At 66.2% G+C, this 26,005-nt stretch carries 21 protein-coding genes; 18 read left to right on the top strand and 3 right to left on the bottom strand.

All coding sequences use genetic code 11. From position 1 onward, the window contains the following. Positions 1 to 25 precede the first annotated feature (25 nt). The 13 genes from RQP53_RS06225 to RQP53_RS06165 all read left to right on the top strand — a co-directional run bounded on the left by RQP53_RS06225 (position 26) and on the right by RQP53_RS06165 (position 16,088). Entirely contained in the window at positions 26 to 802 is a 777-nt protein-coding gene (locus RQP53_RS06225; protein WP_434064061.1) for a GntR family transcriptional regulator, read from the top strand. 101 nt (positions 803 to 903) lie between these two features. Beyond that, the gene (gene sdhC, locus RQP53_RS06220; protein ID WP_315649363.1) at positions 904 to 1,344 is read left to right on the top strand and encodes a succinate dehydrogenase, cytochrome b556 subunit; all 441 of its coding nucleotides are present in this window, start codon (positions 904 to 906) and stop codon (positions 1,342 to 1,344) included. A 55-nt stretch (positions 1,345 to 1,399) separates the two neighbouring features. Further along, positions 1,400 to 1,762 carry a succinate dehydrogenase, hydrophobic membrane anchor protein gene (gene sdhD / locus RQP53_RS06215; RefSeq protein ID WP_315649362.1) on the top strand — a complete coding sequence of 121 codons (363 nt, stop codon included), beginning with the start codon at positions 1,400 to 1,402 and terminating at the stop codon, positions 1,760 to 1,762. 2 nt (positions 1,763 to 1,764) lie between these two features. Continuing rightward, positions 1,765 to 3,552, top strand: coding sequence for a succinate dehydrogenase flavoprotein subunit (gene sdhA / locus RQP53_RS06210; protein ID WP_315649361.1), 1,788 nt, complete (start codon positions 1,765 to 1,767; stop codon positions 3,550 to 3,552). Positions 3,553 to 3,566: 14 nt separating this feature from the next. Continuing rightward, on the top strand, positions 3,567 to 4,277 hold the full coding sequence (locus tag RQP53_RS06205) for a succinate dehydrogenase iron-sulfur subunit (protein ID WP_315649360.1): 711 nt from the start codon (positions 3,567 to 3,569) through the stop codon (positions 4,275 to 4,277). A 31-nt stretch (positions 4,278 to 4,308) separates the two neighbouring features. Next, on the top strand, positions 4,309 to 4,626 hold the full coding sequence (locus RQP53_RS06200) for an FAD assembly factor SdhE (RefSeq protein ID WP_434064060.1): 318 nt from the start codon (positions 4,309 to 4,311) through the stop codon (positions 4,624 to 4,626). A gap of 30 nt (positions 4,627 to 4,656) precedes the next feature. Then, positions 4,657 to 5,967, top strand: coding sequence for a citrate synthase (gltA, locus tag RQP53_RS06195; RefSeq protein ID WP_315649359.1), 1,311 nt, complete (start codon positions 4,657 to 4,659; stop codon positions 5,965 to 5,967). A gap of 421 nt (positions 5,968 to 6,388) precedes the next feature. After that, positions 6,389 to 7,447 (top strand): LacI family DNA-binding transcriptional regulator, encoded by a 1,059-nt coding sequence (locus RQP53_RS06190; RefSeq protein WP_315649358.1) that lies wholly within the window; start codon positions 6,389 to 6,391, stop codon positions 7,445 to 7,447. Further along, the gene (gene rbsK / locus RQP53_RS06185; protein ID WP_315649357.1) at positions 7,444 to 8,394 is read left to right on the top strand and encodes a ribokinase; all 951 of its coding nucleotides are present in this window, start codon (positions 7,444 to 7,446) and stop codon (positions 8,392 to 8,394) included. Before RQP53_RS06190 ends, rbsK begins: the two co-directional genes overlap by 4 nt. A gap of 13 nt (positions 8,395 to 8,407) precedes the next feature. After that, the gene (locus RQP53_RS06180; RefSeq protein WP_315649356.1) at positions 8,408 to 9,385 is read left to right on the top strand and encodes a nucleoside hydrolase; all 978 of its coding nucleotides are present in this window, start codon (positions 8,408 to 8,410) and stop codon (positions 9,383 to 9,385) included. Between the two features lie 87 nt (positions 9,386 to 9,472). Continuing rightward, positions 9,473 to 10,795, top strand: coding sequence for a TRZ/ATZ family hydrolase (locus tag RQP53_RS06175; protein WP_315649355.1), 1,323 nt, complete (start codon positions 9,473 to 9,475; stop codon positions 10,793 to 10,795). Between the two features lie 308 nt (positions 10,796 to 11,103). Further along, entirely contained in the window at positions 11,104 to 15,111 is a 4,008-nt protein-coding gene (gene purL, locus RQP53_RS06170; protein WP_315649354.1) for a phosphoribosylformylglycinamidine synthase, read from the top strand. Between the two features lie 32 nt (positions 15,112 to 15,143). Next, entirely contained in the window at positions 15,144 to 16,088 is a 945-nt protein-coding gene (locus RQP53_RS06165) for a LysR family transcriptional regulator (protein ID WP_315649353.1), read from the top strand. A 284-nt stretch (positions 16,089 to 16,372) separates the two neighbouring features. On the opposite strand, the gene RQP53_RS06160 is transcribed toward RQP53_RS06165, so the two are convergent. Then, complete coding sequence (locus RQP53_RS06160; RefSeq protein ID WP_315649880.1) at positions 16,373 to 17,392, bottom strand: LLM class flavin-dependent oxidoreductase; 1,020 nt, start codon at positions 17,390 to 17,392, stop codon at positions 16,373 to 16,375. Positions 17,393 to 17,458: 66 nt separating this feature from the next. Next, positions 17,459 to 20,080 (bottom strand): sensor histidine kinase, encoded by a 2,622-nt coding sequence (locus RQP53_RS06155; protein WP_315649352.1) that lies wholly within the window; start codon positions 20,078 to 20,080, stop codon positions 17,459 to 17,461. A 276-nt stretch (positions 20,081 to 20,356) separates the two neighbouring features. Here RQP53_RS06155 and RQP53_RS06150 point away from each other — a divergent pair, with 276 nt between their 5' ends. Together RQP53_RS06150 and RQP53_RS06145 are read left to right on the top strand one after the other, a co-directional pair. Continuing rightward, positions 20,357 to 21,292 carry an ABC transporter ATP-binding protein gene (locus tag RQP53_RS06150; RefSeq protein ID WP_315649351.1) on the top strand — a complete coding sequence of 312 codons (936 nt, stop codon included), beginning with the start codon at positions 20,357 to 20,359 and terminating at the stop codon, positions 21,290 to 21,292. Positions 21,293 to 21,302: 10 nt separating this feature from the next. Further along, positions 21,303 to 22,616 carry an ABC transporter permease gene (locus RQP53_RS06145; protein WP_315649350.1) on the top strand — a complete coding sequence of 438 codons (1,314 nt, stop codon included), beginning with the start codon at positions 21,303 to 21,305 and terminating at the stop codon, positions 22,614 to 22,616. A gap of 6 nt (positions 22,617 to 22,622) precedes the next feature. Here RQP53_RS06145 and RQP53_RS06140 read toward each other — a convergent pair whose 3' ends face one another. Next, positions 22,623 to 23,705: a S1C family serine protease gene (locus tag RQP53_RS06140; protein WP_315649349.1), complete on the bottom strand. Its 1,083-nt coding sequence runs from the start codon at positions 23,703 to 23,705 to the stop codon at positions 22,623 to 22,625. A 93-nt stretch (positions 23,706 to 23,798) separates the two neighbouring features. On the opposite strand from RQP53_RS06140, the gene RQP53_RS06135 reads away from it, so the two are divergent. From RQP53_RS06135 to upp, 3 genes are read left to right on the top strand one after another with little or no spacing between them, the layout of a single operon-like run. Beyond that, a complete protein-coding gene (locus RQP53_RS06135; RefSeq protein ID WP_315649348.1) occupies positions 23,799 to 24,539 on the top strand; it encodes an acetyltransferase domain-containing protein in 741 nt (246 codons plus the stop codon). Positions 24,540 to 24,575: 36 nt separating this feature from the next. Next, positions 24,576 to 25,322, top strand: a complete 747-nt coding sequence (gene rlmB / locus RQP53_RS06130) for a 23S rRNA (guanosine(2251)-2'-O)-methyltransferase RlmB (protein WP_315649347.1) — start codon at positions 24,576 to 24,578, stop codon at positions 25,320 to 25,322. Positions 25,323 to 25,365: 43 nt separating this feature from the next. Further along, positions 25,366 to 25,998 (top strand): uracil phosphoribosyltransferase, encoded by a 633-nt coding sequence (gene upp, locus RQP53_RS06125; RefSeq protein WP_315649346.1) that lies wholly within the window; start codon positions 25,366 to 25,368, stop codon positions 25,996 to 25,998. Positions 25,999 to 26,005: the final 7 nt, after the last annotated feature.

Raw genomic sequence — 26,005 nt, 5'->3', positions numbered from 1 at the left:
CCCTGCCTGTGCTGCAATGCCGGCCATGCCTGCCCAGCCCCTAGCCCCCAGCACCGACATGCCCGAGCGCGGCGACGGCGCGGGCGCGCCCTCGTTCAGCCCGCTGTACCGGCAGATCAAGGGGCTGATCATCACGCGGCTGCAGGCCGGTGAATGGAAGGCGGGCGAGAGCATCCCCAGCGAGATGGAACTGGCGCAGCGCTTTGGTGTCAGCCAGGGCACGGTTCGTAAGGCTGTTGACGAACTTGCGGCCGAGAATCTGCTGGTGCGCCGCCAGGGCAAGGGGACATTCGTTGCCACCCATGCCGAGCAGCAGCAGCAATACCGCTTTCTGCGCCTGATGCCCGATGAAGGGCAGGAGGCGGGGCTGGGGCGGCAGTTGCTGGATTGCCGGAGGCAGCGCGCGCCGGCCTGGATTGCCAAGGCTTTGCAGATGCGCTCGGGTGACGCGATGGTCGAAGTGCGCCGGCTGCTGCACAGCAAGGGCAGGCCGGTGGTGCTGGACGATATCTGGCTGCCGGGGCAGTTGTTCAAGGGTCTGACGACCGAACGGCTGAACCAGCACCGCGGGCCTTTTTATGGTTTGTTCGAGACGGAGTTCGGGGTGCAGATGATTCGCGCGCAGGAAAAGATCCGGGCTGTGCTGGCCGACGCCGAGACGGCGGCGCTGCTGCAGGTCGAGATCGGCGCGCCGCTGCTCAGCGTCGAACGCCTGTCATTCACCTATGGCGACAAGCCGGTCGAGTTGCGGCGCGGCTTGTACAACACTTCCACTCACTTTTATCGCAATGATTTGAATTGACCCTCGCACAGGTGCAGGGATGCAACAGCAAGCAAGCCGCATGGGGTGCTGTTGCATTGCAATAAAATCATCAGGTTTCACGTTAATTACAAAGGGTCGGTATGACGGACACCACCAACAGCGCTGCCAGGAAGCGACCGGTCTATCGCAATATTCACGTCACGGAGATCGTTTCGTACCGCCTGCCACCGGCCGGCATCGTGTCGATCTTGCATCGCATCAGCGGCCTGCTGATGTTCTTGCTGCTGCCCTTCGTGATCTGGATGTTCGACACCAGTCTGACTTCCGAGATCTCCTACGGCGCCTTCACCAATGCCTTCGTGGCCGGCATCGGCTTTGTGCCCGCCTGGTTTGTGAAGCTGGTGACGCTGGCGCTGATCTGGGGCTATCTGCATCACTTCATCGCCGGCGTGCGCCATCTGTGGATGGACGCCACGCACAGCGTCAGCAAGCAGCAAGGCCATTCCAGCGCCGTGTTGACGCTGGCCCTGGGCACGCTGCTGACGCTGGCCCTGGGCGCCAAGCTCTTCGGCCTGTACTGATGCGTACGGCCAGACAGCAAGACCTGACCCCTGTCCTGAAGACGAGGCAATAACAATGAGTACTTTTGGAACCAAGCGCATCGTTGTCGGTGCGCACTATGGCCTGCGCGACTGGCTGGCCCAGCGCGCCACGGCGGTGTTGATGGCGCTGTTCACGATCGCGCTGCTGGCGCAGATCCTGCTGACCCGCCAGCCGCTGGGCTACGACCTGTGGGCCGGCATCTTCTCCCAGCAATGGATGAAGTTCCTGACCTTCACGCTGATCATCTCGCTGGGCTATCACGCCTGGGTCGGCGTTCGTGATATCTGGATGGATTACGTCAAACCGGTGGGCCTGCGGCTGGCGCTGCATGTGTTCACACTGGTGTGGCTGTCGGGCTGCGCCGGCTGGGCGATCCAAGTGCTGTGGAGACTGTAAAAATGCAAATCGCAACCTCGCTGGGAAACTCGCTGGCCCGACGCAAATTTGACGTGGTGATCGTCGGTGCCGGTGGTTCCGGCATGCGCGCCTCGCTGCAACTCTCGCTGGCCGGCCTGAACGTGGCCGTGCTGTCCAAGGTCTTCCCGACCCGCTCGCACACCGTCGCGGCCCAAGGCGGCATCGGCGCCTCGCTGGGCAATATGTCGGAAGACAACTGGCACTATCACTTCTTCGACACCGTCAAGGGTTCGGATTGGCTGGGTGACCAGGACGCGATCGAATTCATGTGCCGCGAAGCACCCAAGGTCGTTTACGAGCTTGAGCACTTCGGCATGCCTTTCGACCGCAATCCGGACGGCACCATCTACCAGCGCCCCTTCGGCGGCCACACCGCCAACTACGGCGAAAAGCCGGTGCAGCGCGCCTGCGCTGCGGCCGACCGTACCGGCCACGCGCTGCTGCACACGCTGTACCAGCAAAACGTCAAGGCCAAGACCCAGTTCTTCGTCGAGTGGATGGCGCTGGACATCATCCGCGACGCCGAAGGCGATGTCGTCGGCGTGACCGCGCTGGAAATGGAAACCGGTGAAGTCCACATTCTTGAGGCCAAGACGGTGCTGATGGCCACCGGCGGGGCAGGGCGCATCTTCGCCGCCTCGACCAATGCCTTCATCAACACCGGCGACGGCCTGGGCATGGCGGCCCGCGCCGACATCCCGCTGGAAGACATGGAGTTCTGGCAGTTCCACCCGACCGGCGTGGCCGGTGCCGGCGTGCTGCTGACCGAAGGCTGCCGCGGCGAAGGCGCCATCCTGCGCAATGCCAATGGCGAGCGCTTCATGGAGCGCTATGCGCCGACGCTGAAGGATCTGGCCCCGCGTGACTTCGTGTCGCGCTCGATGGACCAGGAAATCAAGGAAGGTCGCGGCTGCGGTCCCAACAAGGACTATGTGCTGCTGGACATGACCCACCTGGGCGCCGAGACGATTGCCAAGCGCCTGCCCTCGGTGCTGGAGATTGGCCACAACTTCGCCAACGTCGACATCACCAAGGAGCCGATCCCGGTGGTGCCGACCATCCACTACCAGATGGGTGGCATTCCGACCAATGTGCACGGCCAGGTCGTGATCCCGAAGAATGGCAAGCACAACGACATCATCAACGGCCTGTACGCCGTCGGCGAGTGCTCCTGCGTCAGCGTGCACGGCGCCAACCGCCTGGGCACCAACTCGCTGCTGGATCTGGTGGTGTTCGGCCGTGCCGCCGGCAATCACATTGTCGACTTCGCACTGAAGAACAAGAACCACAAGCCGCTGCCCAAGGACGCCGCTGACCAGACCCTGGCTCGCCTGGCGCGCCTGGAATCGGCCACCAACGGCGAATACGCGCAAGACGTCGCCAACGACATCCGCTCGACGATGCAAAAGCACGCCGGTGTGTTCCGCACCCAGGCCAGCATGGACGAAGGCGTGGTCAAGATCAAGGAAGTGGCCGAGCGCGTCAAGGCCATCGGTCTGAAGGACAAGTCCAAGGTCTTCAACACCGCCCGCGTGGAAGCGCTGGAAGTCGACAACCTGATCGAGGCCGCCAAGGCCACGATGATCTCGGCCGCCGCCCGTCCGGAGTCGCGTGGTGCTCACGCCCACAACGACTTCCCGAACCGTGACGACGAGAACTGGATGAAGCACACGCTGTGGTACTCCGAAGGCAACCGCCTGGACTACAAGCCCGTGAACCTGCAACCGCTGACGGTGGAATCGGTGCCGCCCAAGGTCCGCACCTTCTAAAGGACAGCCCCATCATGACGACCCAAAAGCGCACGTTCCAGATCTACCGCTACGACCCGGACAAGGACGCCAAGCCCTATATGCAGACCATCGAGATCGAACTCGATGGCCACGAGCGCATGCTGCTGGACGCCTTGATCAAGCTCAAGGCGGTCGACCCGACGCTGTCCTTCCGCCGCTCCTGCCGCGAAGGCGTCTGCGGCTCCGACGCGATGAACATCAACGGCAAGAACGGCCTGGCCTGCTTGACCAATATGCGTTCGCTGCCGGGCACCATCGTGCTCAAGCCGCTGCCTGGCCTGCCGGTGGTGCGGGATCTGATCGTCGACATGACGCAGTTCTTCAAGCAGTACCACTCGATCAAGCCCTTCCTGGTCAACGACACGATTCCGCCCGAGAAGGAGCGTCGTCAGTCGCCCGAAGAGCGCGAAGAGCTCGACGGCCTGTACGAGTGCATCCTGTGCGCCAGCTGTTCGACGAGCTGCCCCAGCTTCTGGTGGAACCCCGACAAATTCGTCGGCCCGGCCGGCCTGCTGCAGGCCTATCGCTTCATCGCCGACAGCCGCGACGAAGCGACCGCCGAGCGCCTCGATAACCTCGAGGATCCCTACCGTCTGTTCCGCTGCCACACCATCATGAACTGCGTCGATGTTTGCCCCAAGGGTCTGAACCCGACCAAGGCCATCGGCAAGATCAAGGAATTGATGGTTCGTCGCGCGGTCTGATCGCCGCACAGCGACCCCTGACGCAGGGCCGATGACCAATCCCGTTATTGGCCCTGCCGAAAGTTCTCAAGTCATGACCACCGCGACCGATGCCCTGATAGATGAGAGAGCACTCTCCAAACTGAAGTGGCGCTGCCGCCGTGGTTTGCTTGAGAATGATCTTTTCATCGAGCGCTTTTTCCAGCGTTACGAAGCCACCCTGACCGAGCGCCAGGCCGAGGGGCTGCGTGTGCTGATGGAACTGGCCGACAACGACCTGATGGACCTGTTGATGGCGCGCAAAGAGCCCGAGGGCGACTTGCAGCGGCCCGATGTGCTGGAAGTGCTGGGCCTGCTCAGGACCCGTTAAAGAATCCCCAAGAAGTCATAAGGAATGCCCATGACACCGTCTGACGTCAAAGCCACCCTGTCGTTCTCCGACGGCAGCCCGCAAATGGACCTGCCCATCTACAAGGGCACGGTAGGCCCGGATGTGATCGACATCCGCAAGCTCTACGCGCAGACGGGCAAGTTCACCTACGACCCCGGCTTCCTGTCCACCGCCTCCTGCAACTCGACCATCACCTATATCGATGGCGACAAGGGCGAGTTGCTGTATCGCGGCTACCCGATCGAACAGCTGGCGGTCAACTGCGACTACCTCGAGACCTGCTATCTGCTGCTCTACGGAGAGCTGCCCAACCCGGCGCAGAAGGCTGACTTCGAGAACCGTGTGATGCACCACACGATGGTCAACGAGCAGATGCAGTTCTTCCTGCGCGGTTTCCGTCGCGATGCGCACCCGATGGCAGTGATGACCGGCTTGGTCGGCGCGATGTCGGCCTTCTATCACGACAGCACCGACATCAATAACCCCGAGCATCGTGAGATCGCGGCGATCCGCCTGATCGCCAAGATGCCGACGCTGGTGGCCATGGCCTACAAGTACACCATCGGCCAGCCCTACATCTACCCGAAGAACGACCTCAGCTACGCCGGCAACTTCATGCGCATGATGTTCGCCACGCCCTGCGAGGAGTACAAGCCCAATGACGTGCTGGTGCGCGCCATGGACCGCATCTTCACGCTGCACGCCGACCACGAGCAGAACGCCTCGACCTCGACCGTACGCCTGTGCGGCTCGTCCGGCACCAACCCGTTCGCGGCCATCGCCGCTGGCGTGGCCTGCCTGTGGGGCCCGGCGCACGGCGGCGCCAACGAGGCCTGCCTGAACATGCTGGGCGATATCCAGAAGCAGGGTGGTGTGGCCAAGATCGGCGAGTTCATCAAGCAGGTCAAGGACAAGAACAGCGGCGTCAAGCTGATGGGCTTCGGCCACCGCGTCTACAAGAACTACGACCCGCGTGCCAAGCTGATGCGCGAGACCTGCTACGAGGTGCTCGGCGAGCTGGGCCTGCAGGACGACCCGCTGTTCGAGTTGGCCATGAAGCTGGAAAAGATCGCGCTGGAAGACGAATACTTCGTCGCCCGCAAGCTCTACCCGAACGTGGACTTCTACTCCGGCATCGTGCAGCGCGCCATCGGTATCCCCGTGCCGCTGTTCACCGCCATCTTCGCGCTGGCCCGCACCGTCGGCTGGATCGCCCAGCTGAACGAAATGATCGGCGACCCCGAGTACAAGATCGGCCGCCCCCGCCAGCTCTTCGTCGGCGCCAGCTCGCGCAACGTCAAGCCCATCGGCGAGCGCTGATCGGCCGGTCTGGCTGCAAGCCTTCAGTGGCTTGCAGTCGGGCCCCAAGACTCAAAGCCCCGGCAGCTTCGGCTGCGCGGGGTTTTTTCTTGTCCTTCGCCGAGCAGGGGAGTTCGCAGCGAAGGGCGGGCCATTGCTGCATCGCGGCCAGATTCAGCGCGCGGCTTTAAACGTCAGGCTTCACCAAACGAGCCATGCGTAGCGACACGCAGCCTGGCTGGCATAGTTGAAGCCAGCTCGCGCTGCGCTGAAAATCCGCTATGCTTCGCAGGTTGGCAAACGTTTGCCAATGCTTGTATGCAAGCCCTGGTTCCCATAGGCCCTAAGAGTTGCCGATCAAGGCATTGCGGTAGGGCCCTTAATCTCTGACCCACAGCGACGCCAGCTGTCCCGCGGCGCGGGGCATAGCCAGTTCAATACCGTGAGCACGATCAAAGATGTTGCCGCCCTGGCGGGCGTTTCCTTCACGACGGTGTCGCATGTCTTGAACGACACGCGGCCGGTCAGCGCCGATGCGCGGCGGCGGGTGCTGGCGGCGGTTGAGGAGATCGGCTATCTGCCCAGCGCGGTGGCGCGTTCGCTGAGGAAGAGCGAAACCAAGATCGTTGGCGTGCTGGTGCCGAATGTGCAGAACCCGTTTTTTGCCGAGCTGGTTTGCGGTGTCGAGGAGGCATGCCGGCTGGCCGGCTATTCGGTCTTTCTGTGCAACTCGGACAACGACCCCAAGCGCCAGCAACAGTACATGCGCACGCTGCTGGAAAAGCGCATCGATGGCTTGCTGCTGTCCTCGGCCGGTGACTCCGAAGCGTTGGCGCGTATCTTCAAGCTGGCCAGCGTACCGGCGGTGACGGTGGACCGTCTCGTGCCCGGCGCGCGGGCCGACCGGGTGGCCGTGCACAACCAGGCGGGTGCCCATGCGGCGGTCAAGCATCTGATCGAGCTGGGCCATCGCAAGATTGCCTGCATCAGCGGGCCGAGCGAATTCGAGGTGACGATTGAGCGGGCCGATGGCTGGCGCGCCGCGCAGCGCGATGCCGGCCTGCAGCCCAATGAAGACTGGTTGATCGAGAGCGACTTCTCCAGTGCCGGTGGCTACGAAGCGGCGCGGGCGCTGCTGCGCCATCACCCGGAGGTCACGGCGGTGTTCGCCAGCAATGATTTGATGGCCATAGGCGCCTTGCGTGCGGTGGCCGAGGCCGGCCGGCGGGTGCCGGAAGACTTTTCCATCGTCGGCTTCGACGATATCGAGCTCTCTGGCTTTGTCCATCCGGCGCTGACGACGGTCGGCTGTTCGATCAAGGAGCTGGGCCGCGAAGCGGGCCGGGTGCTGATCGAGCGCATCGAGAACCCGGGCGCGCCCTTGAAGGACGTGCTGCTGTCGCCGCGACTGGTCGTGCGGCAGAGCAGCGCCAAGCCCCAACTGGCGGAGCCCAATCAAGCGCTGGAGAAGCCGGTGCAGGCACAGGTGGGCGGACGATGACAGCAGCAAGCAGTTCCCTGCAGCACGGCCGGGTTGTCGTGGTCGGCAGCATCAATATGGACATGGTCTCGCGCTCGCCGCGCCTGCCGGCGCCGGGCGAGACCCTGGTCGGCGAGAGCTTCGCGATGGCGCCGGGCGGCAAGGGCGCCAACCAGGCGGTGGCGGCAGCGCGGCTGGGCGCCCAGGTGAGTTTTGTCTCCCGCGTTGGCACCCAGGCCTATGGCGCCGAGCTGCTGGCCAATCTGGAGCGCGAAGGCATTGCCACCGAGGCCACGGCCCGCGATGCGGCGGCGCTGCCGGGTATTGCGGTGATCATGGTCGCCAGCGACGGTGGCGAGAACTCCATCGTCTATGTGCCGGGCAGCAATGCGCAGCTGAGCGCGGCCGATATCGATGCCGCCGCGGCGACGCTGCGCGGCGCCCGCGTGGTGGTGGCGCAGCTGGAGGTGCCGCAGCCCGCCATCGCGCGCGCCTTTGCGCTGGCCCGCGAGGCCGGTGCGACGACGATTCTGAACGCCGCCCCGGCGCTGGCGCTGACGCCTGAGTTGCGCGGCCAGGCCGATTGGTTGGTGGTCAACGAGGGCGAGGCAGGGCTGCTGTCGGGCCTGCCGGTCGACACTGCGGCGCAGCTGGAGGCGGCGGCCGAGGCGCTGCGGGCCCAGGGCTTTGCGCAGGTGGTGATCACCTTGGGCGGCGAAGGCCTGCTGCTGTGTGCGGCGGGCGGCATCAGCCGTTTGCCCGCCGCGCGGGTGACGGCGCTAGACACCGTGGGCGCTGGCGACACCTTTGTGGGCGGGCTGGCGACCGGTCTGGCCGAAGGCATGCCGCCTGAGCAGGCGCTGCGCCTGGGGCAGGCGGCGGCGGCCGTGGCGGTCAGCCGCATCGGTGTGCAGACGGCCATGCCGCGTCGCGCCGAGCTGGCCGCCGAATTCCAGGCTCAGGCCTGAGGCGAGGGCAACAATGAGCAGTACGCCCAAGCCTCTGCCGGTGATCTTCGATACCGATCCCGGTATTGACGATGCCATGGCCTTGTTCTTCCTGGCCCGCCATCCGGCCATCGATCTGCGCGCCATCACCACCGTGTTCGGCAATGCCGAGGTGGCGGTGACGACGCGCAATGCCTTGTCGCTGTGCGCGCTCTACGGGCTCGAGGTGCCGGTGGCCGCGGGCGCCGCGGCGCCACTGCGGCCACGCAGCGAGGCCTGGTACCCGACCCATGTGCATGGCGACGATGGGCTGGGCGGACAGTCCGCGCTGGTGCCAGCGCCAACACGGCAGGCCGATGGCCGTGCTGCCCATGAGCTGATCTGCGAGATGGTCAACGCAGCACCCGGCGAGATCACGCTGGTGGCGGTGGGCCCGCTGACCAATCTGGCGCTGGCCTTGCGCCACGATCCCAGCATAGCGGCCAAGGTGCGCCAGGCGGTGGTGATGGGCGGCGCTTTTGGCTCGCACGGCCATTTCGGCAATGTCGGCCCGGTGGCCGAGGCCAATATCATCAATGACCCCGAGGCCGCCGATCTGGTCTTTACCGCGGCCTGGCCGGTGGTGCTGGTCGGCCTGGACGTGACCCAGCAGGTGGTGATGAGCCAGGACGACCTGGCCGCCTTGCGCGGCAAAGGGCAGGGCGCCGGCGATTTTCTCTGGGCCATCACCCGGCATTACGAATCCTTTTACGACGGCCGCGATGGCATTCGCGGCATCTACTCGCATGACGCCAGCGCGGCCATCTTCCTGACAGCGCCGGAGGCCTTTGGCCTGCGCGCCGGGCCGGTGCGCGTGGTTACCGAGGGCATCGCGCGCGGCCAGACCATCCAGGACTTTCAAGGCCTGGCCGGCAGCGGCTCGCCCTGGAGCCATTGCCCAAGCCAGCAGGTCTGCGTGCGTGTCGATGCGGCACGGGTGCGGGCCGAGTTCGCCAGCGTCTTTGCCGGCTGACGTTTTTCCATTGAAAGGCCGGCGTGTAGTTCGCGATACTGCCGGTCCGCCATCACGCGATCATTGCCGCGCTACCAGGAGCCTCCCATGACCACCGCTTCCCACACCATTCTGAAGGCCCGCTGGGTCCTGCCCATGACCCCCGGCTGCGCCGTGCTCGAGCAGCATGCGCTGGTGATGGCCGGCGAGCGCATCGCCGCCATCCTGCCCTGGGCCGAGGCCGAGGCGCAATACCCGGCGGCCGCGCGGGTCGAGCTGGGCAGCCATGTGCTGATCCCGGGCCTGATCAATGCGCACACGCACTCGGCGATGTCGCTGCTGCGCGGCGTGGCCGACGATCTGGCGCTGATGGACTGGCTGAACAACCACATCTGGCCGCTGGAGAAAAAGTGGGTCAGCGAAGAATGGACCTATCAAGGCTCGCTGCTGTCCGCCGCCGAGGCGCTGCGTGGCGGCGTGACCTATCTGAACGATATGTACTTCTTCCCGACCGCCATGGCGCGCGCCGCGGTCGATGCCGGCATCCGTGCTGGCGTGTCCATCAATGTGATCGACTTCCCGACCGGCTATGCCAGCGGCCCGGACGACTACATCGCCAAGGGCCTGCAGGCCTATGAACAGTACAAGGGCGAGGCCTTGCTGGACTGGACCAGCGCACCGCACGCGCCCTACACGGTGTCGGACGAAACCTTCGTCAAGCTGCGCGAACTGGCCGAGCGCCTGGACATCCAGATGCACTGCCATATCCACGAGACCCAGGACGAGGTCGATGGCAGCCTGAAACAGTTCGGCATGCGGCCGCTGGAGCGGCTCAACAAGCTGGGCCTCTTGAACGAGCGGATGATGGCCGTGCACATGGTCCACTTGACCGAGGCGGAAATCGCCCTGCTGGCGGCACAGAAGGTCCACCTGGTGCACAACCCCAGTTCGAACCTGAAGCTGGCCTCCGGCATCATGCCGCTGAAGGCGCTGGAAGCTGCGGGCGTGAACACCGTGCTGGGCACCGACGGCGCCGCCTCGAACAACCGCCAAGACATGTTCGCCGAGGTGCGCGCCGCGGCCTTGCTGGCCAAGGGCAGCACGCTGGACCCCTTGACCGTCTCGGCACGTACCGCGCTGGAAATGGCCACCATCCGCGCCGCCAAGGCCATGGGCCGCGAGGCCGATCTGGGTTCGCTCGAAGTCGGCAAGCTGGCCGATGTGGTCGCCGTGTCGCTGGATGCGCTGGAATGCCGCCCGGTCTATCACGCCGACGCGCAGCTGGTCTATGTGGCCGGCCGCGAGCATGTGTCCGACGTCTGGGTCAACGGCCGCCAGGTGCTCAAGGGCCGCGAGCTGACCACCATCGACACCGCCGCCTTGATCGATCGCGCCGAGCACATCGTCGGGCAGATGAAGGCCGGGCGCTGAACTGCGCTGAACGGCGCAAAACCGATGCACAGGAACACGCCACAGAGACACGGAGTCACAGAGGGACCACAGAGACAAAGCACTTTGGATTTCTCTGTGGCTCTGTGCCTCTGTGGTCTGCTTCCATCTGACCGCTTTGTGCCGCCAGCAGCGCTGGCGTCCTGCAAGCTGGATTTCACCAGGCGGTGAAAGTTTATGCCGGTGTTCGTATCGGTACAGACCCTAGCTAAAATCCCGGGCTTCTAGGGCCAGACCTTGCCGGTCTGTTGCCGCAACTTCAAGCGTCCAAGGCGCACTCCCGGGACTCCATGGCATCCTCCTCCAAGCATCTGACCCACTTCGAGGGCGGCAACGCTCTTTCCGCATTCCGTGCCCAGGCGCTGCTGCCCAAGCTGCAGGCGGTCAATGCCCGCATCACGGCACTGCATGCACGCCATGTGCATTGGGTCTGGTGTGATCAGGCGCTGGGCGCCGAGGAGCAGTCCAAGCTGGCCGCCTTGCTGAACTATGGCGATGCCTATGAGGGCGGCAGCCAGGGGCAGCTGCTGGTGGTGGCACCGCGGCTGGGCACGGTCAGCCCCTGGGCGTCCAAGGCCACCGATATCGCGCACAACTGCGGGCTGAACATCCACCGCGTCGAGCGGGTCACCGAGTACCGCATCAGCCTGAAGCCGGGCCTGCTGGGCGGCGAGAAGACGCTCAGCGAGGCCGAGCTGCTGGCCTGCGCTGCGCTGCTGCATGACCGCATGACCGAGAGCGTGCTGCTCTCGCGCGAAGCCGCGGCCCATCTGTTCGACGAAAAGACGGCGCAGGCGCTGGAGCATGTCGATGTGCTGGGCCAGGGCCGGCCGGCGCTGGAAGAGGCCAACAAGCGTTTTGGCCTGGCGCTGTCCGATGACGAGATCGACTATCTGGTCAATGCCTTCGAAGGGCTGAAGCGCAATCCCAGCGATGTTGAGCTGATGATGTTTGCGCAGGCCAATAGCGAGCACTGCCGGCACAAGATCTTCAATGCCAAGTTCACCGTCGACGGCGTGGCGCAAGACCTGTCGCTGTTCGGCATGATCCGCAATACCGAGAAGTTGAACCCGCAGCACACGGTGATCGCCTACTCGGACAACGCCGCGGTGATGCAGGGCCACCAGATCGAACGCTGGATGCCCGAAGGCCCGCTGTCGGCCAGCGGCCAGTCGCCGCGCTACCAGGCGCGCAGCGAGACGGCCCATGTGCTGATGAAGGTCGAGACGCACAACCACCCGACGGCGATCTCGCCTTTCCCCGGCGCCTCCACCGGTGCAGGCGGCGAGATCCGCGACGAAGGCGCGACCGGCCGCGGCGCCAAGCCCAAGGCCGGCCTGGCCGGCTTCTCGGTCTCCAATCTGCGCCTGCCCGGCCTGGCCGAGCCCTGGGAGCGTGCCAATGTCGGCAAGCCCGAGCACATCGCCAGCCCGCTGCAGATCATGATCGACGGGCCCATCGGCGGCGCCGCCTTCAACAACGAATTCGGACGCCCGAATCTGGGCGGTTATTTCCGCGTCTACGAGCAAGAGGTGGACGGCGTCGTACGCGGCTATCACAAGCCCATCATGATTGCCGGCGGCATCGGCGCGATCCGCTCGGATCTGACCAAGAAGATCGAGTTCCCCGCTGGCACGCTGCTGGTGCAGCTGGGCGGCCCGGGCATGCGCATCGGCATGGGTGGCGGCGCGGCCAGCTCGATGGCAGCCGGCACCAACACCGCTGATCTGGACTTTGATTCGGTGCAGCGCGGCAATCCCGAGATCGAACGCCGTGCCCAGGAAGTCATCAACCATTGCTGGGGCCTGGCCGAGAAGAACCCGGTGCTGGCCATCCACGACGTTGGCGCCGGCGGCATCTCGAACGCCTTCCCCGAATTGGTGAATGACGCCGGCCGTGGCGCGCGCTTCGATCTGCGCAAGGTGCCGCTGGAAGAGTCGGGCCTGGCGCCCAAGGAAATCTGGTGCAACGAGAGCCAGGAGCGCTATGTGCTGGCCATCGCGCCGGAGAGTCTGGAACTGTTCCAGGCCATGTGCGAGCGCGAGCGCTGCCCGTTTGCGGTGGTGGGCGTGACGACCGCCGAGCGCGAGCTGATCCTGGAAGAGGGCCCCGGCGGCGAGCGCGCCATCGACATGCCGATGGACACGCTGCTGGGCAAGCCGCCCAAGGTGCACCGCGATGTGCAGCGCGTGCAGCGCGATGCCGGCACGCTGGTGCTGGACGGCGTTGACCTGGCCACGGTGGCCTTCGATGTGCTGCGCCACCCGACGGTGGCCTCCAAGCGCTTCCTGATCTCGATCGGCGACCGTACCGTCGGCGGCCTGAACCACCGCGATCAGAACGTTGGCCCCTGGCAGGTGCCGGTGGCCGATTGCGCGGTCACGCTGGCCGATTTCAAGGGCTTTGCCGGCGAGGCCATGAGCATGGGCGAGCGCACGCCGCTGGCCGCCGTCAATGGCCCGGCCTCGGGCCGCATGGCGGTCGCCGAGGCGATCACCAATCTGCTGGCCGCGCCGATCGAGCTGTCACGCGTCAAGCTCAGCGCCAATTGGATGGCCGCCTGCGGCGAGGCCGGCGAAGACGCGGCCTTGTTTGACACCGTGCACGCGGTGGGCATGGAGCTCTGCCCGGCGCTTGGCGTGTCGATCCCGGTTGGCAAGGATTCGCTGTCGATGCGCACGCGCTGGAGCGAGGCCGGCGAAACCCGCCAGGTCACCGCGCCGGTGTCGCTGATCATCTCGGCCTTTGCCAGCATCGACGATGTCCGTGGCACGCTGACGCCGCAGCTGCGCAGTGATGCGGGCGACAGCACGCTGATCCTGGTCGACCTCGGCCAGGGCCGCCAGCGCATGGGCGGCTCCATCCTGGCCCAGGCGCTGAACCAGTTCGGCGGCGCCGTGCCGGATCTGGACGATGCCCAGCTGCTGAAGAGCCTGGTCAGCGCCGTCAACGCCTTGCGTGCCAAGGGCCAGCTGCTGGCCTATCACGACCGTGGCGACGGCGGCCTCTGGGCGACGGCCTGCGAAATGGCTTTTGCCGGCCATCTGGGCCTGAGCCTGAACGTCGACATGCTGATCACCGAAGGCGATGGTGTCAGCGACAGCCGCGCCGATGTCGGTGACTCCAAGAACTGGGCCCAGCAGGTCGGCCCGCGCCGCGCCGAGCTGACGCTCAAGGCCCTGTTCAACGAGGAACTCGGTGCCCTGCTGCAGGTGCGTAGCGAAGACCGCGACGCGGTGCTGCAGCTGCTGCGCGAGCATGGCCTGTCCAAGCACTCGCATGTGGTCGGCAAGCCCAATGATCGCGGTGTGGTCGAGGTCTGGCGCGACACCAAGAAGGTCTTCGAGGCGCCGCTGGAAGCGCTGCACAAGTGCTGGGACGAGGTCAGCTGGCGCATTGCCCAGCTGCGCGACAACCCGGCCTGCGCCGATCAGGAGCACGCTCAAGTCGGCCTGGCCGATGACCCGGGCCTGCATGTGCACCTCAGCTTCGATCCGGCAGAGCGCGTGGCCGCGCCCTTCATCAACAGCGGCGCGCGACCCAAGCTGGCCATCCTGCGCGAGCAGGGCGTCAACTCGCATGTGGAGATGTCCTATGCGATGGCCCAGGCAGGCTTCGACGCCTATGACGTGCACATGAGCGATCTGCAGTCCGGCCGTGCGACGCTGGACCAGTTCAAGGGCTTCATCGCCTGCGGCGGTTTCTCCTACGGCGACACCCTGGGTGCCGGCGAGGGCTGGGCCCGCTCGGTGATGTTCAACCCGGTGCTGGCCGAGCAGTTCAAGGCCTTTTTCGCGCGCAGCGACAGCTTCGCGCTGGGCGTCTGCAATGGCTGCCAGATGATGGCGGCGCTGTCGCCCATCATCCCCGGCGCCGAAGCCTGGCCCAAGTTCACCCGCAACAAGAGCGAGCAGTTCGAGGCGCGGCTGGCCCTGGTCGAGGTGCTGGAGTCGCCCAGCCTGTTCTTCACCGGCATGGCTGGCAGCCGCCTGCCGATTGCCGTGGCCCACGGCGAAGGCTTTGCCGACTTCTCTCAGCGCGGCAATGCGGCGACGGTGGCACGGGCGATGCGCTATGTGGACCACCACGGCCGCCCGACCGAGGTCTACCCGCTGAACCCGAACGGCAGCCCGGATGGCCTGACCTCGGTGACCACCGCCGACGGCCGCTTCACCGTGCTGATGCCGCATCCGGAGCGCGTGTTCCGCAATGTGCAGATGAGCTGGACCAGCGGTGACAAGGGCGCGTTGAGCCCCTGGTCGCGGATGTTCGACAACGCCCGCCGCTGGCTGGGTTGAGCCCCGAACGAGGCGCGCAGGAGCAGCCCACGATGACACCGACGCAGAGCTTGCTCAACGCCGGTGCAGAGCGAGCCCCGGAACTGCTGCACTTTCGCGCCTTCGAGGCCATCTACCGCCTGGGCAGCCTGACGGCGGCGGCGGAAGATCTGGGCCTGTCGCAGCCGGCACTGTCCAAGTCGTTGGCGACGCTGCGACGCTACTACGACGACGAGCTGTTCTCGCGCAACAAAACCGGCATGCGCCCCACTCATCTCGCCCACCGGCTGGCGCCGGCTGTGGCCCAGGTGATCCAGGTGGTCGACCGCGAGTTGCGCCAGCAGCCCAGCTTTGTGCCGCAGCGCTCCAGCCGGGTGTTCAGGGTCAGCTGCAGCGATGTCGGTGCCGTGCATTTCGTGCCCAAGCTGATGGCCGAGGCGGCCCAGCGCGCGCCGGGCCTGCGCTGGGATATCGTGCCCCTGACCGGCGCCTCGCTGGAGGCAAGGCTGGCCAGCGGGGACGTTGACCTCTGCCTCGGCGTGTTCACCGACCCCGGGCCTCGCGTGCTGGCCGAGCCGCTGTATGGCTCGCGCTATGTCTGCCTGGTCCGCGAGGGCCATCCGCGCATCAAGGGCCAGTCAATGACGCTGGCCCAGTTCTGCCGCGAACGCCATGTGGTGGCCTCGCTGCATGACAGCATGCATTCCTACCAGCGCGTCGAGCAGGCGGTGCTGGCGGCGGCCGGGGAGGCCGCCATCGGCGCCCGTGTCCATTCGGTGCTGGTGGCACCCTATCTGGTGGCCCAGACCGATTTTGTGTTCACGGCGACCGAGCAGGTGTCTCAGCGCCTGGCCCGCGCTCATGGCCTGAGGGTGGTCGACTGCCCGCTGGACCTGCCGTCCATCCTGGTGCATCAGTACTGGCACAGCCGCTTCAACGACGATCCAGCGGTCTGCTGGCTGCGCAGGCTGAACGTCGAGCTCTTCGCCAGCGTCTGATATTTCACGTTTTGCCGCGCAGCTTTCGTTTGCCCATTGCCGGCGGCAATGCGAAACATACTGCCCGGGCAAGATGATTGAGCCTGATGCCAAAGCCAGGTCCAATGGCGTCAGCGGGTCACAAACCCCGTTGAATGAGGATGAGGAGAGCCACCGCCGGCCACCGCGCCAGGCAGCGCCGCAGCAGGAAAAATCTGCCCGCGGCGTGTGGACGAGGCGAGCTGTGGGGACAGCCTTCGCTGTTGGTGCCAGGCCCTGCCGCAAGCAATTGCGGCAGGGCCTTGTCACTTCTGGCCCGTGTCCGCCAGGCCTGCCAGACCAGCCAATGCGGCGAGCAAGGCGTAGGACCGCTTGCGCGCCTGATGATCGTGAACGCCGCAGGCGACGATCAGCTCATCGGCCGCGGTGCGAGCCAGCGTGGCGCCGAGCCCGCGAGCGACGCTGGCCGGGCTGCCGACAAGGGACTCGGCCAGCATCGCCGCCACCTGTGACTGCTCGGCCGGGTTCCACAGGCCGTCCATCGTCGCCACCGGCCGCGGCAGCAGCCCGCGCCGGCCGCGCACCATGCCCAGGAAACGCTGTTGCAGCGAGGTGAACAAGTACTGCGCTTGCTCATCGCTGTCGGCCACGATCACATTCAGGGCCACCATCGCATGGGGCTTGGGGTGGCGGCTGCTTGGCCGGTACTGGGCGCGGTACAGCGCCAGCGCCGCCATCAGCTGAGCGGGCGCGAAATGTGACGCAAAGGCAAAGGGCAGGCCCAGGTAGGCGGCCAGCTGCGCGCTGTACAGGCTGGAGCCGAGCAGCCAGATGGGCACCTCGGTGCCCTGGCCGGGCACCGCCTGCACCTGCTGGCCTTCGCGGGCCGGCGCCAGAAAGGCCTGCAGTTCCTGCACGTCTTGCGGAAAGCGGTCTTCGGCTGCGCCGTCCAGATGACGGCGCAGCGCGCGCATCGTCGGCCCGTCGGTACCCGGGGCGCGACCCAGGCCCAGGTCGATGCGATCAGGGTAGAGCGTCGCCAGGGTGCCGAACTGCTCGGCAATGACGAGCGGAGCATGGTTGGGCAGCATGATGCCGCCCGAGCCGACGCGGATGCGCTGTGTCACCGCAGCGAGTTGGCCAATCAGCACGGCCGTGGCCGAGCTGGCCACGCCGCTCATATTGTGGTGTTCGGCCACCCAGTAGCGCTGGTAGCCGAGTGCATCGGCGTGACGGGCCAGATCGAGGCTGTTCAGCAGGGCCTCGCGGGTGCTGCTGCCCTCGACGACCGGGGCCAGGTCCAGCACGGAAAGCGGTGTGTTCATCGCGGCATCGTCGCCGATCTCGCGCCGCGCTGCAGCGGCGGGGGCATTGCGTCGTGTCAACAGGCCCTAGCTTGCGCTACGCAGCTCCGGCGCGACCCGGGGCAGGGTGAAGACAAAGCGGCAGCCGTGGCCGGCTTCGCTGTGCAGCTCGACCTGGCCACCGAGAATGCCGGTGATGATGTTGTAGACGATGTTCAGGCCCAGCCCTGTGCCGCCGCGGCCCATCTTGGTCGTGAAGAAGGGATCAAAGGCGCGCCGCCGCACTTCCTCGCTCATGCCCACGCCGTCGTCCTCGACCACCAGCTCGATTTCATCGACGCCGACCTCGCGCGCGCTGATGCGCAGCAGGCCCTGCTCACGCCCCTCGAAGGCATGCAGCAGCGCGTTGAGCAGCAAATTGCTGAGCACCTGGCCGAGCGGGCCGGGGTAGCTGTCGATGTCGTCGTCGAGCAGCGCCAGCGCGGTTTCTATGCGGTAGGGCGTGGCCTTCCAGCGCGCCTTCATGATGCTCAGCACATCACCGACCACGGCGCTGAGCCTGAAATTGCGGCGCTGCGCGCTGGTCTGGTCGACCGAGAGTTGCTTGAAATGCGTGACCAGCTCATTGGCCGTGCCCAGGCCGCGCAACAGCAGCTCGGCTGCGGTGGCGGCATCATGCAGATAGGCCTCCAGGCTGGAGCGACGCAAGGTGTTGGCGGCGAAGGCACGCTGGGTCTCGCGGGTGCGCTCATCCAGCGTCGAGGCGGTGGTCAGGCAGTTGCCCAGCGGGGTGTTGAGTTCATGCGCCACCCCGGCCACCAGGCTGCCGAGCGCGGCCATTTTCTCGGAGCGCAGCAACTCGTCCTGCGCCTGGCGCAGATGACTGAGCGCCTCGCTCAGTTCGGCGGTGCGCGACTGCACGCGCGACTCCAGCTCGGCATTGAGCGTGCGCAGCTCGGCCTCGGCGCGGCGCTGTGCACTGATGTCGCGGGCAATGCCCAGGAACCCGAGCGGCACGCCGTTGCGGCCGCAGACCATGGACACGTTCAGCGATACCTGCACGGTGCTGCCGTCCTGGCGCAGATAGGTCCAGTCGTGCGATTCCGTGCCGTCGCGGCGGGGCAGGGCAACAAAGGTTTCAAAGCCTTCGATCGTCTGGCCCAGCTGCGCGCTCAGCTCGCGGGCACGGGCGCTGACCTCGCTGGGCAGGTGCAGCATGGCCGGCGACTTGCCGAGCATGAACTCTTCCTGGTAGCCCAGCATGCGCTCGGCCCCCCGGTTGAAGAGGATGACGCGCCCCTGCATATCGGTCGCAATGATGGCCACCTCGATGGCCGCATCGAGCACCGCCTGCAGCCGGTCGCGGGCCAGCACCAGCGCCGCCTGCGACTCCCTCAGTGCGGCCTCCGCCTGCTTGGCAGGCGTGATGTTGCGCCCCGTGCCGCGGTAGCCGCGGAAGCGGCCGTCGGCATCGAAGATCGGCACGCCGGAGACGCTGACATGGCGCAGGCTACCGTCCGCGGTGTACTGTGCATACTCGAAATCGCGGAAGGCTTCGCAGCGGCTCAGCGCGGCCATATGGGCGTCCCAATCGACGCCGGGCACCAGCGATGGCGACTCCCAGCGCCGAAAGCCCAGCACATTGTTGGTGTTGACCTCAGTCGCTTCCTCGGCAGCCCGGGACACATAGGTGAAGCGCAGTTCCTCGTCCTGTTCCCAGACCCAGTCGCTGGCCAGCGCGGCCAGGCTGCGAAAGCGCGCCTGTGACTCTTCCAACTGCTCACGGGCTTGGCGGCCCTGGGCGATCTCGTTGGACAGCGTTTCATTGCGCTTTTGCAAGGCCCGGCTCTGCCGGTTGAGCATGAAGACCAGGGTGGTGATCACCACACCGGCAAAGATGGCCGCCAAGGCTTGCGGGTTCTGCCAGGGCGGCTCGGCTTCCCACCCGCCGGCGGGCACGGCCAGCAGCATCCACTGCGCGCCGGGCAATTGCGTCAGCTGCCTGGCCGGTTGCAGGCTGAGCACGGCTGCCTGGCCGGTGATCAGGCGGCCGATCGTGCCGGAGGCACTGCTCTCGACCACGGCGATGTCCAAGCCAGAGCTGTCATTCAAGCCGGCGGCGGCCAGAAAGCGGGGCAGGTCGGCGACCACCGAGACCACGCCCCAATAGTGCCCCAGGCGCTCCTCACCGTCCTGACGCAGGAATACCGGCGTGCGCTGGATCAGCCCCTGGCCGCCTTGCACCAGATTGACTGGTCCGACCAACAAGGGTGCGCCGCGCTTGCGGGCTGCCTGCACCTGTTGCCATTGCTGGGGAATGCTGCGGTAGTCCAAGCCCTGGACACGCTCGTTGCCGGCCAGCGGGTAGACATGGCGGGCAATATCGTTGGGTGCGGCGACGATGCTGCGGATATGCGGCACCATGCGCACCACCCGTGTCGTCAAGGCCTGAAAGCGCTCCTCGCTGAGGTCGCCATCGAGCTGGATCATGGCCTCCAGGCCCAGCGTCGGACTGAAGGTGGCTTGGGCAGCGCCTTCGAGCTGGCTGCGCAGCTGACCCAGCCGGGTCTCGACGCGTTGTCGCTCCTGATCGGCCTGGTAGTACTGCTGCAGCTGAATCAGGCCGGTGCAGATCAGGAGGCTCAAGAGGGCGGTCAACCAGGCCGCGCCATAGCCATGGCCCAGCCGCGCCCAGAGCGTGGCTGACACCTGAGGGGATGTTGTGACTGAAGGCTTCATGCCTGCTGTGGGCCATCAGGGCCCGCGGCGCGGCGGCGACTGCTCATGCGATGCTCTGACTCGAAAAAACGCGCGACCAGCGGCGACGGTATCACAAGGCCGAGCACTGACCGGGCATGCCTGAGCCTGGCTGGCGATGTCGTGTTTTGCCGACGTGACGAAGCTGTTGTCGCGCATGGGCTGCCGGCCTGACTACCATCCGCCGGCCGACGATGATGCGGCACAGCGCCATGGCGGAGGACGGAGATGCTTGAAGCACAAGGACTGAGCAAGCGATACGGTGACAAGACCGTTGTCAACGATCTCAATCTGCGCCTGCGCAGCGGCCAGACCCTGGGCCTGCTCGGGCCCAATGGCGCCGGCAAGAGCACCACGGTGGCCATGCTGTGCGGGCTGCTGAAGCCCGATCAGGGGCAGGTCTTGCTCGATGGCCGCGCCTTGCAGGGCGACGCCGATCCGGCCAAGCGCCGCATCGGTCTGGTGCCCCAGGAGCTGGCGCTGTATGAGTTGCTGTCGGCGCGGGCCAATCTGCAGGCCTTTGGTGCGCTTTATGGCCTGGCCGGCGCGACGCTGGCCGAACGCATTCGTGCCGTGCTGGAAATCAGCGGCCTGGCCGAGCGGGCCGATGAGCGGGTGGCGAATTTCAGCGGCGGCATGAAGCGCCGGCTGAACATCGCCTGCGCCCTGCTGCATGAGCCCGATGTGCTGATCTTTGACGAGCCCACCGTTGGCGTCGATCCGCAGAGCCGCAACGCCATCTTCGACACGCTGGAACTGCTGCGCGGCCAGGGCCGGGCGCTGCTCTACACCACCCATTACATGGAGGAGGCCGAGCGCCTGTGCGACCGCATACAGATCGTCGACCATGGGCGCAGCGTCGCCGAGGGCAGCCTGGACGAGTTGCTGGCAAAGCTGCCGGTGGCGGCCGAGCTGCAGCTGCAATTCGCCGAAGCGACGCCGGCGGCGCCCGGCTTGCCGGACGATGCGACGCTGCTGGCGCTGCCCGGCGTGCGAGCGGTTCACAGGCAGGGGAGCAACTTGAAGCTCGGCCTGCAGTCCCTGGACGATGCGGCCGGCGCCTTGGACGCGCTGCGCGGCCATGGCCTGCAGCAGTTCTCCTCGGGGCGGCCCAGCCTCGAAGCCGTCTTCCTGGCCCTGACCGGCCGTACCCTGCGCGATTGAGGAGCTGACGATGAACGCTTTGCTGGCCCTGGTTCGTGTGCAGCTGCGCCTCTACCTCAGCAATCGCCGCGCGCTGGCGATCAATCTGCTGATGCCCATCCTGATTGCGGCATTCTTTGGTTCCTTGTTCGGCGGCAACGAGTCGCCGGCCCATATCAAGGTCGGTCTGGTCGACGAAGACCGCAGTGAGCTGTCGCAGGCCATTGCCGCGGCGATGGCCCAGGATGCCGCGCTGGACCTGCAAACGCTGGATCGCGCCAGCGCCACGACGCTGGTGCGCGGCGGCAAGTTGCCGGCCGCCCTGGTGCTGCCGGCTGGCTTTGGCGAGGCCGCCAGCCGCGCGATGGTGGGTGGCGCCAAGGCCGAGGCAGCAATCTTTTATGACCCCTCCGATCGCATCAGCCTGAATCTGCTGCGTGGCCTGTTTGCCCAGCATGCGATGCAGCAGACGATGAGCCATGCCTTCAGTGGCGCGGCCGGTCAGGCGCGGCTGGACAGCACACTGAAGGCCTTGCAGGACAACGCGGCGCTCGATGGAAAAACACGCAACAGCCTGCAGCAGCTGTTCACCAGCCTGGGAGCGCTGCAGCAGCGCGATGCTTCGGCGGCCAGCGCGCCCGGCGCCGCCAGCGCGGCATCGGCGCCACCAGCGGCTGCGGCGGCCACCGGCATGACCTTGCCCTACACGCTGCGTGAAGAGGGCCTGAGCGCTGGCGGCCAGCGCGGCTACAACGGCTATGCCCATTCCTTTGCCGGCATGGGCGTGCAGTTCGTGCTGATGCTGGGCGTGGACCTGGCCGTGGGCATTCTGCTGGCGCGCCGCGCCGGGCTCTGGCTGCGCCTGCGCTCGGCGCCGTTGTCGCGCGGCGTCCTGCTGGCCAGCCATTTCTGCAGCACCGCGCTGATTGCCAGTGCCATTCTTGGCCTGGTGTTGCTGGTGGGTATGGTGGTGTTCGGTTTCGGTGTCAGCGGCAGCTGGCTGGGGCTGGCCTTGCTGGTGGTCAGCTATGGCCTGTTCACCGCAGGCTTTGGGCTGTTTCTGGCCGCGCTGGGCGGCTCCCCCGAGGCGACCCGTGGCCTGGCCATTCTGGCCACCTTGCTGATGGTGATGCTGGGCGGCGCCTGGGTGCCCAGCTTCGTCTTCCCGGCCTGGCTGCAAGACCTGACCCTGCTGGTGCCGGTGCGCTGGGCTGTTGATGGCTTTGATGCGATGACCTGGCGTGGCCTGGGCCTGGCGAGTGCGTTGCCGGCGGTCGGCATTCTGCTCGGCAGCGCCTTGTTGCTGGCGCTGCTGGCGGTGTGGCGCTTTGACTGGCGCGAGTAGCGCCTGTCAGTCGGATGAGCCGAGTGTCACCGTCTGCTTGCGCGTCTTGCCCTTGTTCCACAGGCTCAGGCTGACCCGCTCGCCGATCTGGCGGCGCTCCAACAGGGCCAGCATGTCGTCGAGGCTGGCAATGGCCTCGTCATTGATGGCGGTGATCACATCGCCGTGGACGATGCGGCCGCTGCGGTCGCGGGCAAAGGCCTGCAGGCCTGCTTCAGCGGCGGCGCTGCGCGCGCCAATGCCGACGATGGCCACGCCCTTGGGCAGGCCCAGCGCGGCGCTCAGCTGGGCCGTGCCGGCGCTGATGCCCAGGGCCGGGCGGATGTAGCGGCCGTCCTTGATCAGCTTGGGCACGACGCGATTGACCTCGTCGACCGGAATGGCAAAGCCGATGCCGGCACTGGCGCCGCTGGGGCTGTAGATCTGGGTGTTGACGCCGATCAGCCGGCCGGCGGAATCGAGCAGCGGGCCGCCCGAATTGCCGGGGTTGATGGCGGCATCGGTCTGGATCACGCCGCGGATGGCGCGGCGATTGACCGATTCGATCTCGCGGTTCAGCGCCGAGACGATGCCGCGGGTCAGCGTCTGGTCCAGGCCGAAGGGGTTGCCGATGGCATAGACACCCTGGCCGACCTGCAGGTCCTTGCTGCTGCCCACGGCAATGGGCTGCAGCTTGTCCTTGGGCGCGTCGATGCGCAGCACGGCGAGATCGCGGTCCTGGAACACGCCGACCAGCTTGGCGTTGTAGCTGCTCTGATCGGCCAGCGTGACGCGAGCCGCATCGGCGCCCTGGATGACGTGGAAGTTGGTGACGATGTGGCCGGCCTCGTCCCACACGAAACCGGTGCCGGTACCGGTGGGCACCTGCTGCACATTCATCGAAAAGAAGTCGCGCTGCACATCGAGGCTGGTGATGTGCACCACCGAAGGCGAGACGCGCTTGAACACGCTGATATTGTTCTGCTCGGCCGCATCCAGCGGCCCGCGTGGCTGTACCGCACGTGGTTGGGCGAGGGCAGTGGCGGCGGCCAGGCAGGCCGTGATCAGCAGGGGCAGGGCGGTGAAGGCGCGGCGCTGGCGATCGCTCATGGTGAGGTTCGGTGTAGTGGACTTGTCGGTGGCCTTGATTATTCCGCGGCGTTTCGGGTGCTGGCTTAGACCGACCTTAGACTTGCGGCCCAGATGAGTATCGCAACAGAAATCTCAAGCCCAGTGCCGTCCGCCCAGCGCCAGCCCGGGCTCGACGCCTTGCGCGGCCTGGCCATGGTCTGGATGACGGTCTATCACTTCTGCTTTGACCTGCAGCAGTTTCACTATCTGCGTGCCAACTTCTACGAGGACCCGTTCTGGACCTGGCAGCGCACGGCCATCGTCAGCCTGTTCCTGCTCTGTGCCGGCATGGGGCAGGCCGAGGCGCTGGCGGCCGGCCAGGGCTGGCCGCGCTTCTGGCGCCGCTGGGGGCAGATTGCGGGCTGCGCGCTGCTGGTGTCGCTGGGCTCCTGGTGGATGTTCCCGCGCAGCTATATCAGCTTCGGTGTGCTGCATGGCATGGCGCTGATGCTCTTGCTCTTGCGCCTGGCTGCCCCGCGCCTCAACACGGCGTTGCTCGTGGGCCTGAGCCTGCTGGCGCTGGCCGCGCCGCAGCTGTGGCAGCACCCCCTCTTCGATCACCGGGCCAGCAACTGGGTTGGCCTGGTGACGCACAAGCCGATCACCGAGGACTATGTCCCAGTACTGCCCTGGATCGGTGTGATGGGCCTGGGTCTGCTGCTGGGGCGGCAGGGCTGGCGGCCCCGTTTGCCGGCCTGGTGCAGCAGGCAGCTGGCTTGGATGGGTCAGCACTCATTGAGTTATTACATGCTTCACCAGCCGCTGCTGATAGGCGCTTTGAGCCTGCTGGCGCTGCTGCGCGGCGGTGCTTGATCTTGGCTCAAAGGGGCGGCGCGATACCATGCGGGCATGAGCGCCAACAAACAAATCCTCTTCGGCTTCCATGCCGTCACCGTGCGGCTGAAGACCTCCGCAGGCTCGATCAGCGAAATCCATATCGACGCGACGCGACGCGACCAGCGCATGCGCCAGTTCGTCGAGCGGGCCCGCGAGGCCGGCGTCAAGCTGATCGACAGCGATGACGAGCGCCTCGCCAAGCTCTGCGGCAACAGCCGCCATCAGGGCGTGGTTGCCCGTGTCAGCGCGCTGGTGCAACACCACTCGCTCGATGATGTGCTGGATGATGTCGACAGCGCGGGCGCCACGCCGCTGGTGCTGGTGCTCGATGGCGTCACCGATCCGCACAATCTTGGCGCCTGCCTGCGCGTCGCCGACGGCGCCGGGGCCCATGCCGTGGTCGCCCCCAAGGACCATGCCGTCGGCCTCAACGCCACCGTGGCCAAGGTGGCCAGCGGGGCTGCCGAGACAGTGCCGTATCTGATGGTCACGAATCTGGCCCGCACGCTCAATGAGCTGAAGGAACGCGAGATCTGGGTGATCGGTACCTCGGACCAGGCCGAGAAGTCCATCTACGACCTCGACCTGAAGGGCCCCATCGCCATCGTGCTCGGCGCTGAAGGCGAGGGCATGCGGGCGCTGACGGCCAAGACCTGCGACGAGTTGGTGCGCATCCCGATGCAGGGCGCGGTCGAGAGTCTCAATGTGTCGGTGGCGGCCGGGGTTTGCCTCTATGAGGCGCTGCGCCAGCGGAGATAATCGCACCAATTGGTAAAAAACCGTCAGCAAGGAAGTCCGCACCATGGCCGTCATCGAAGTTCAGCACCCCCTCGTCAAGCACAAGATCGGTTTGATGCGCGAGGCCGATATCTCGACCAAGAAGTTCCGCGAACTGACCGGCGAGGTGGCGCGTCTGCTGGCCTACGAGGCGACCGCCGATTTCCCGCTGGAGAAGACGACCATCGAATGCTGGAGCGGCCCGACCGAGATCGACCAGATCGCCGGCCGCAAGGTCACCGTCGTGCCCATCCTGCGCGCCGGCCTGGGCATGCTCGATGGGGTGCTGGACATGATGCCCAATGCCAAGGTCAGCGTGGTCGGCCTGGCGCGCGATCACGAGACGCTGAAGCCGGTCAACTACTTTGACCGCTTCGTTGGCCAGCTGGACGAGCGTACCGCGCTGATCATCGACCCGATGCTGGCCACCGCCGGCTCGATGATCGCCACCATCGATTTGCTCAAGGCCCGCGGCTGCAAGGACATCCGGGCGCTGGTGCTGGTCGCCGCGCCCGAGGGCGTCAAGGCACTGACGGCCGCCCACCCGGAGGTGCGCTGCTGGACCGCAGCCATCGACAGCCACCTGAACGAGCAGGGCTACATCATCCCGGGCCTGGGTGACGCTGGCGACAAGATCTTCGGCACCAAGGAAGGCTGAGCCCGGC

This window comes from Roseateles aquae (assembly GCF_032337115.1).
Taxonomy (GTDB): Bacteria; Pseudomonadota; Gammaproteobacteria; order Burkholderiales; family Burkholderiaceae_C; genus Roseateles_C; species Roseateles_C aquae.
This window is presented reverse-complemented; position numbering and strand designations above follow the sequence as displayed.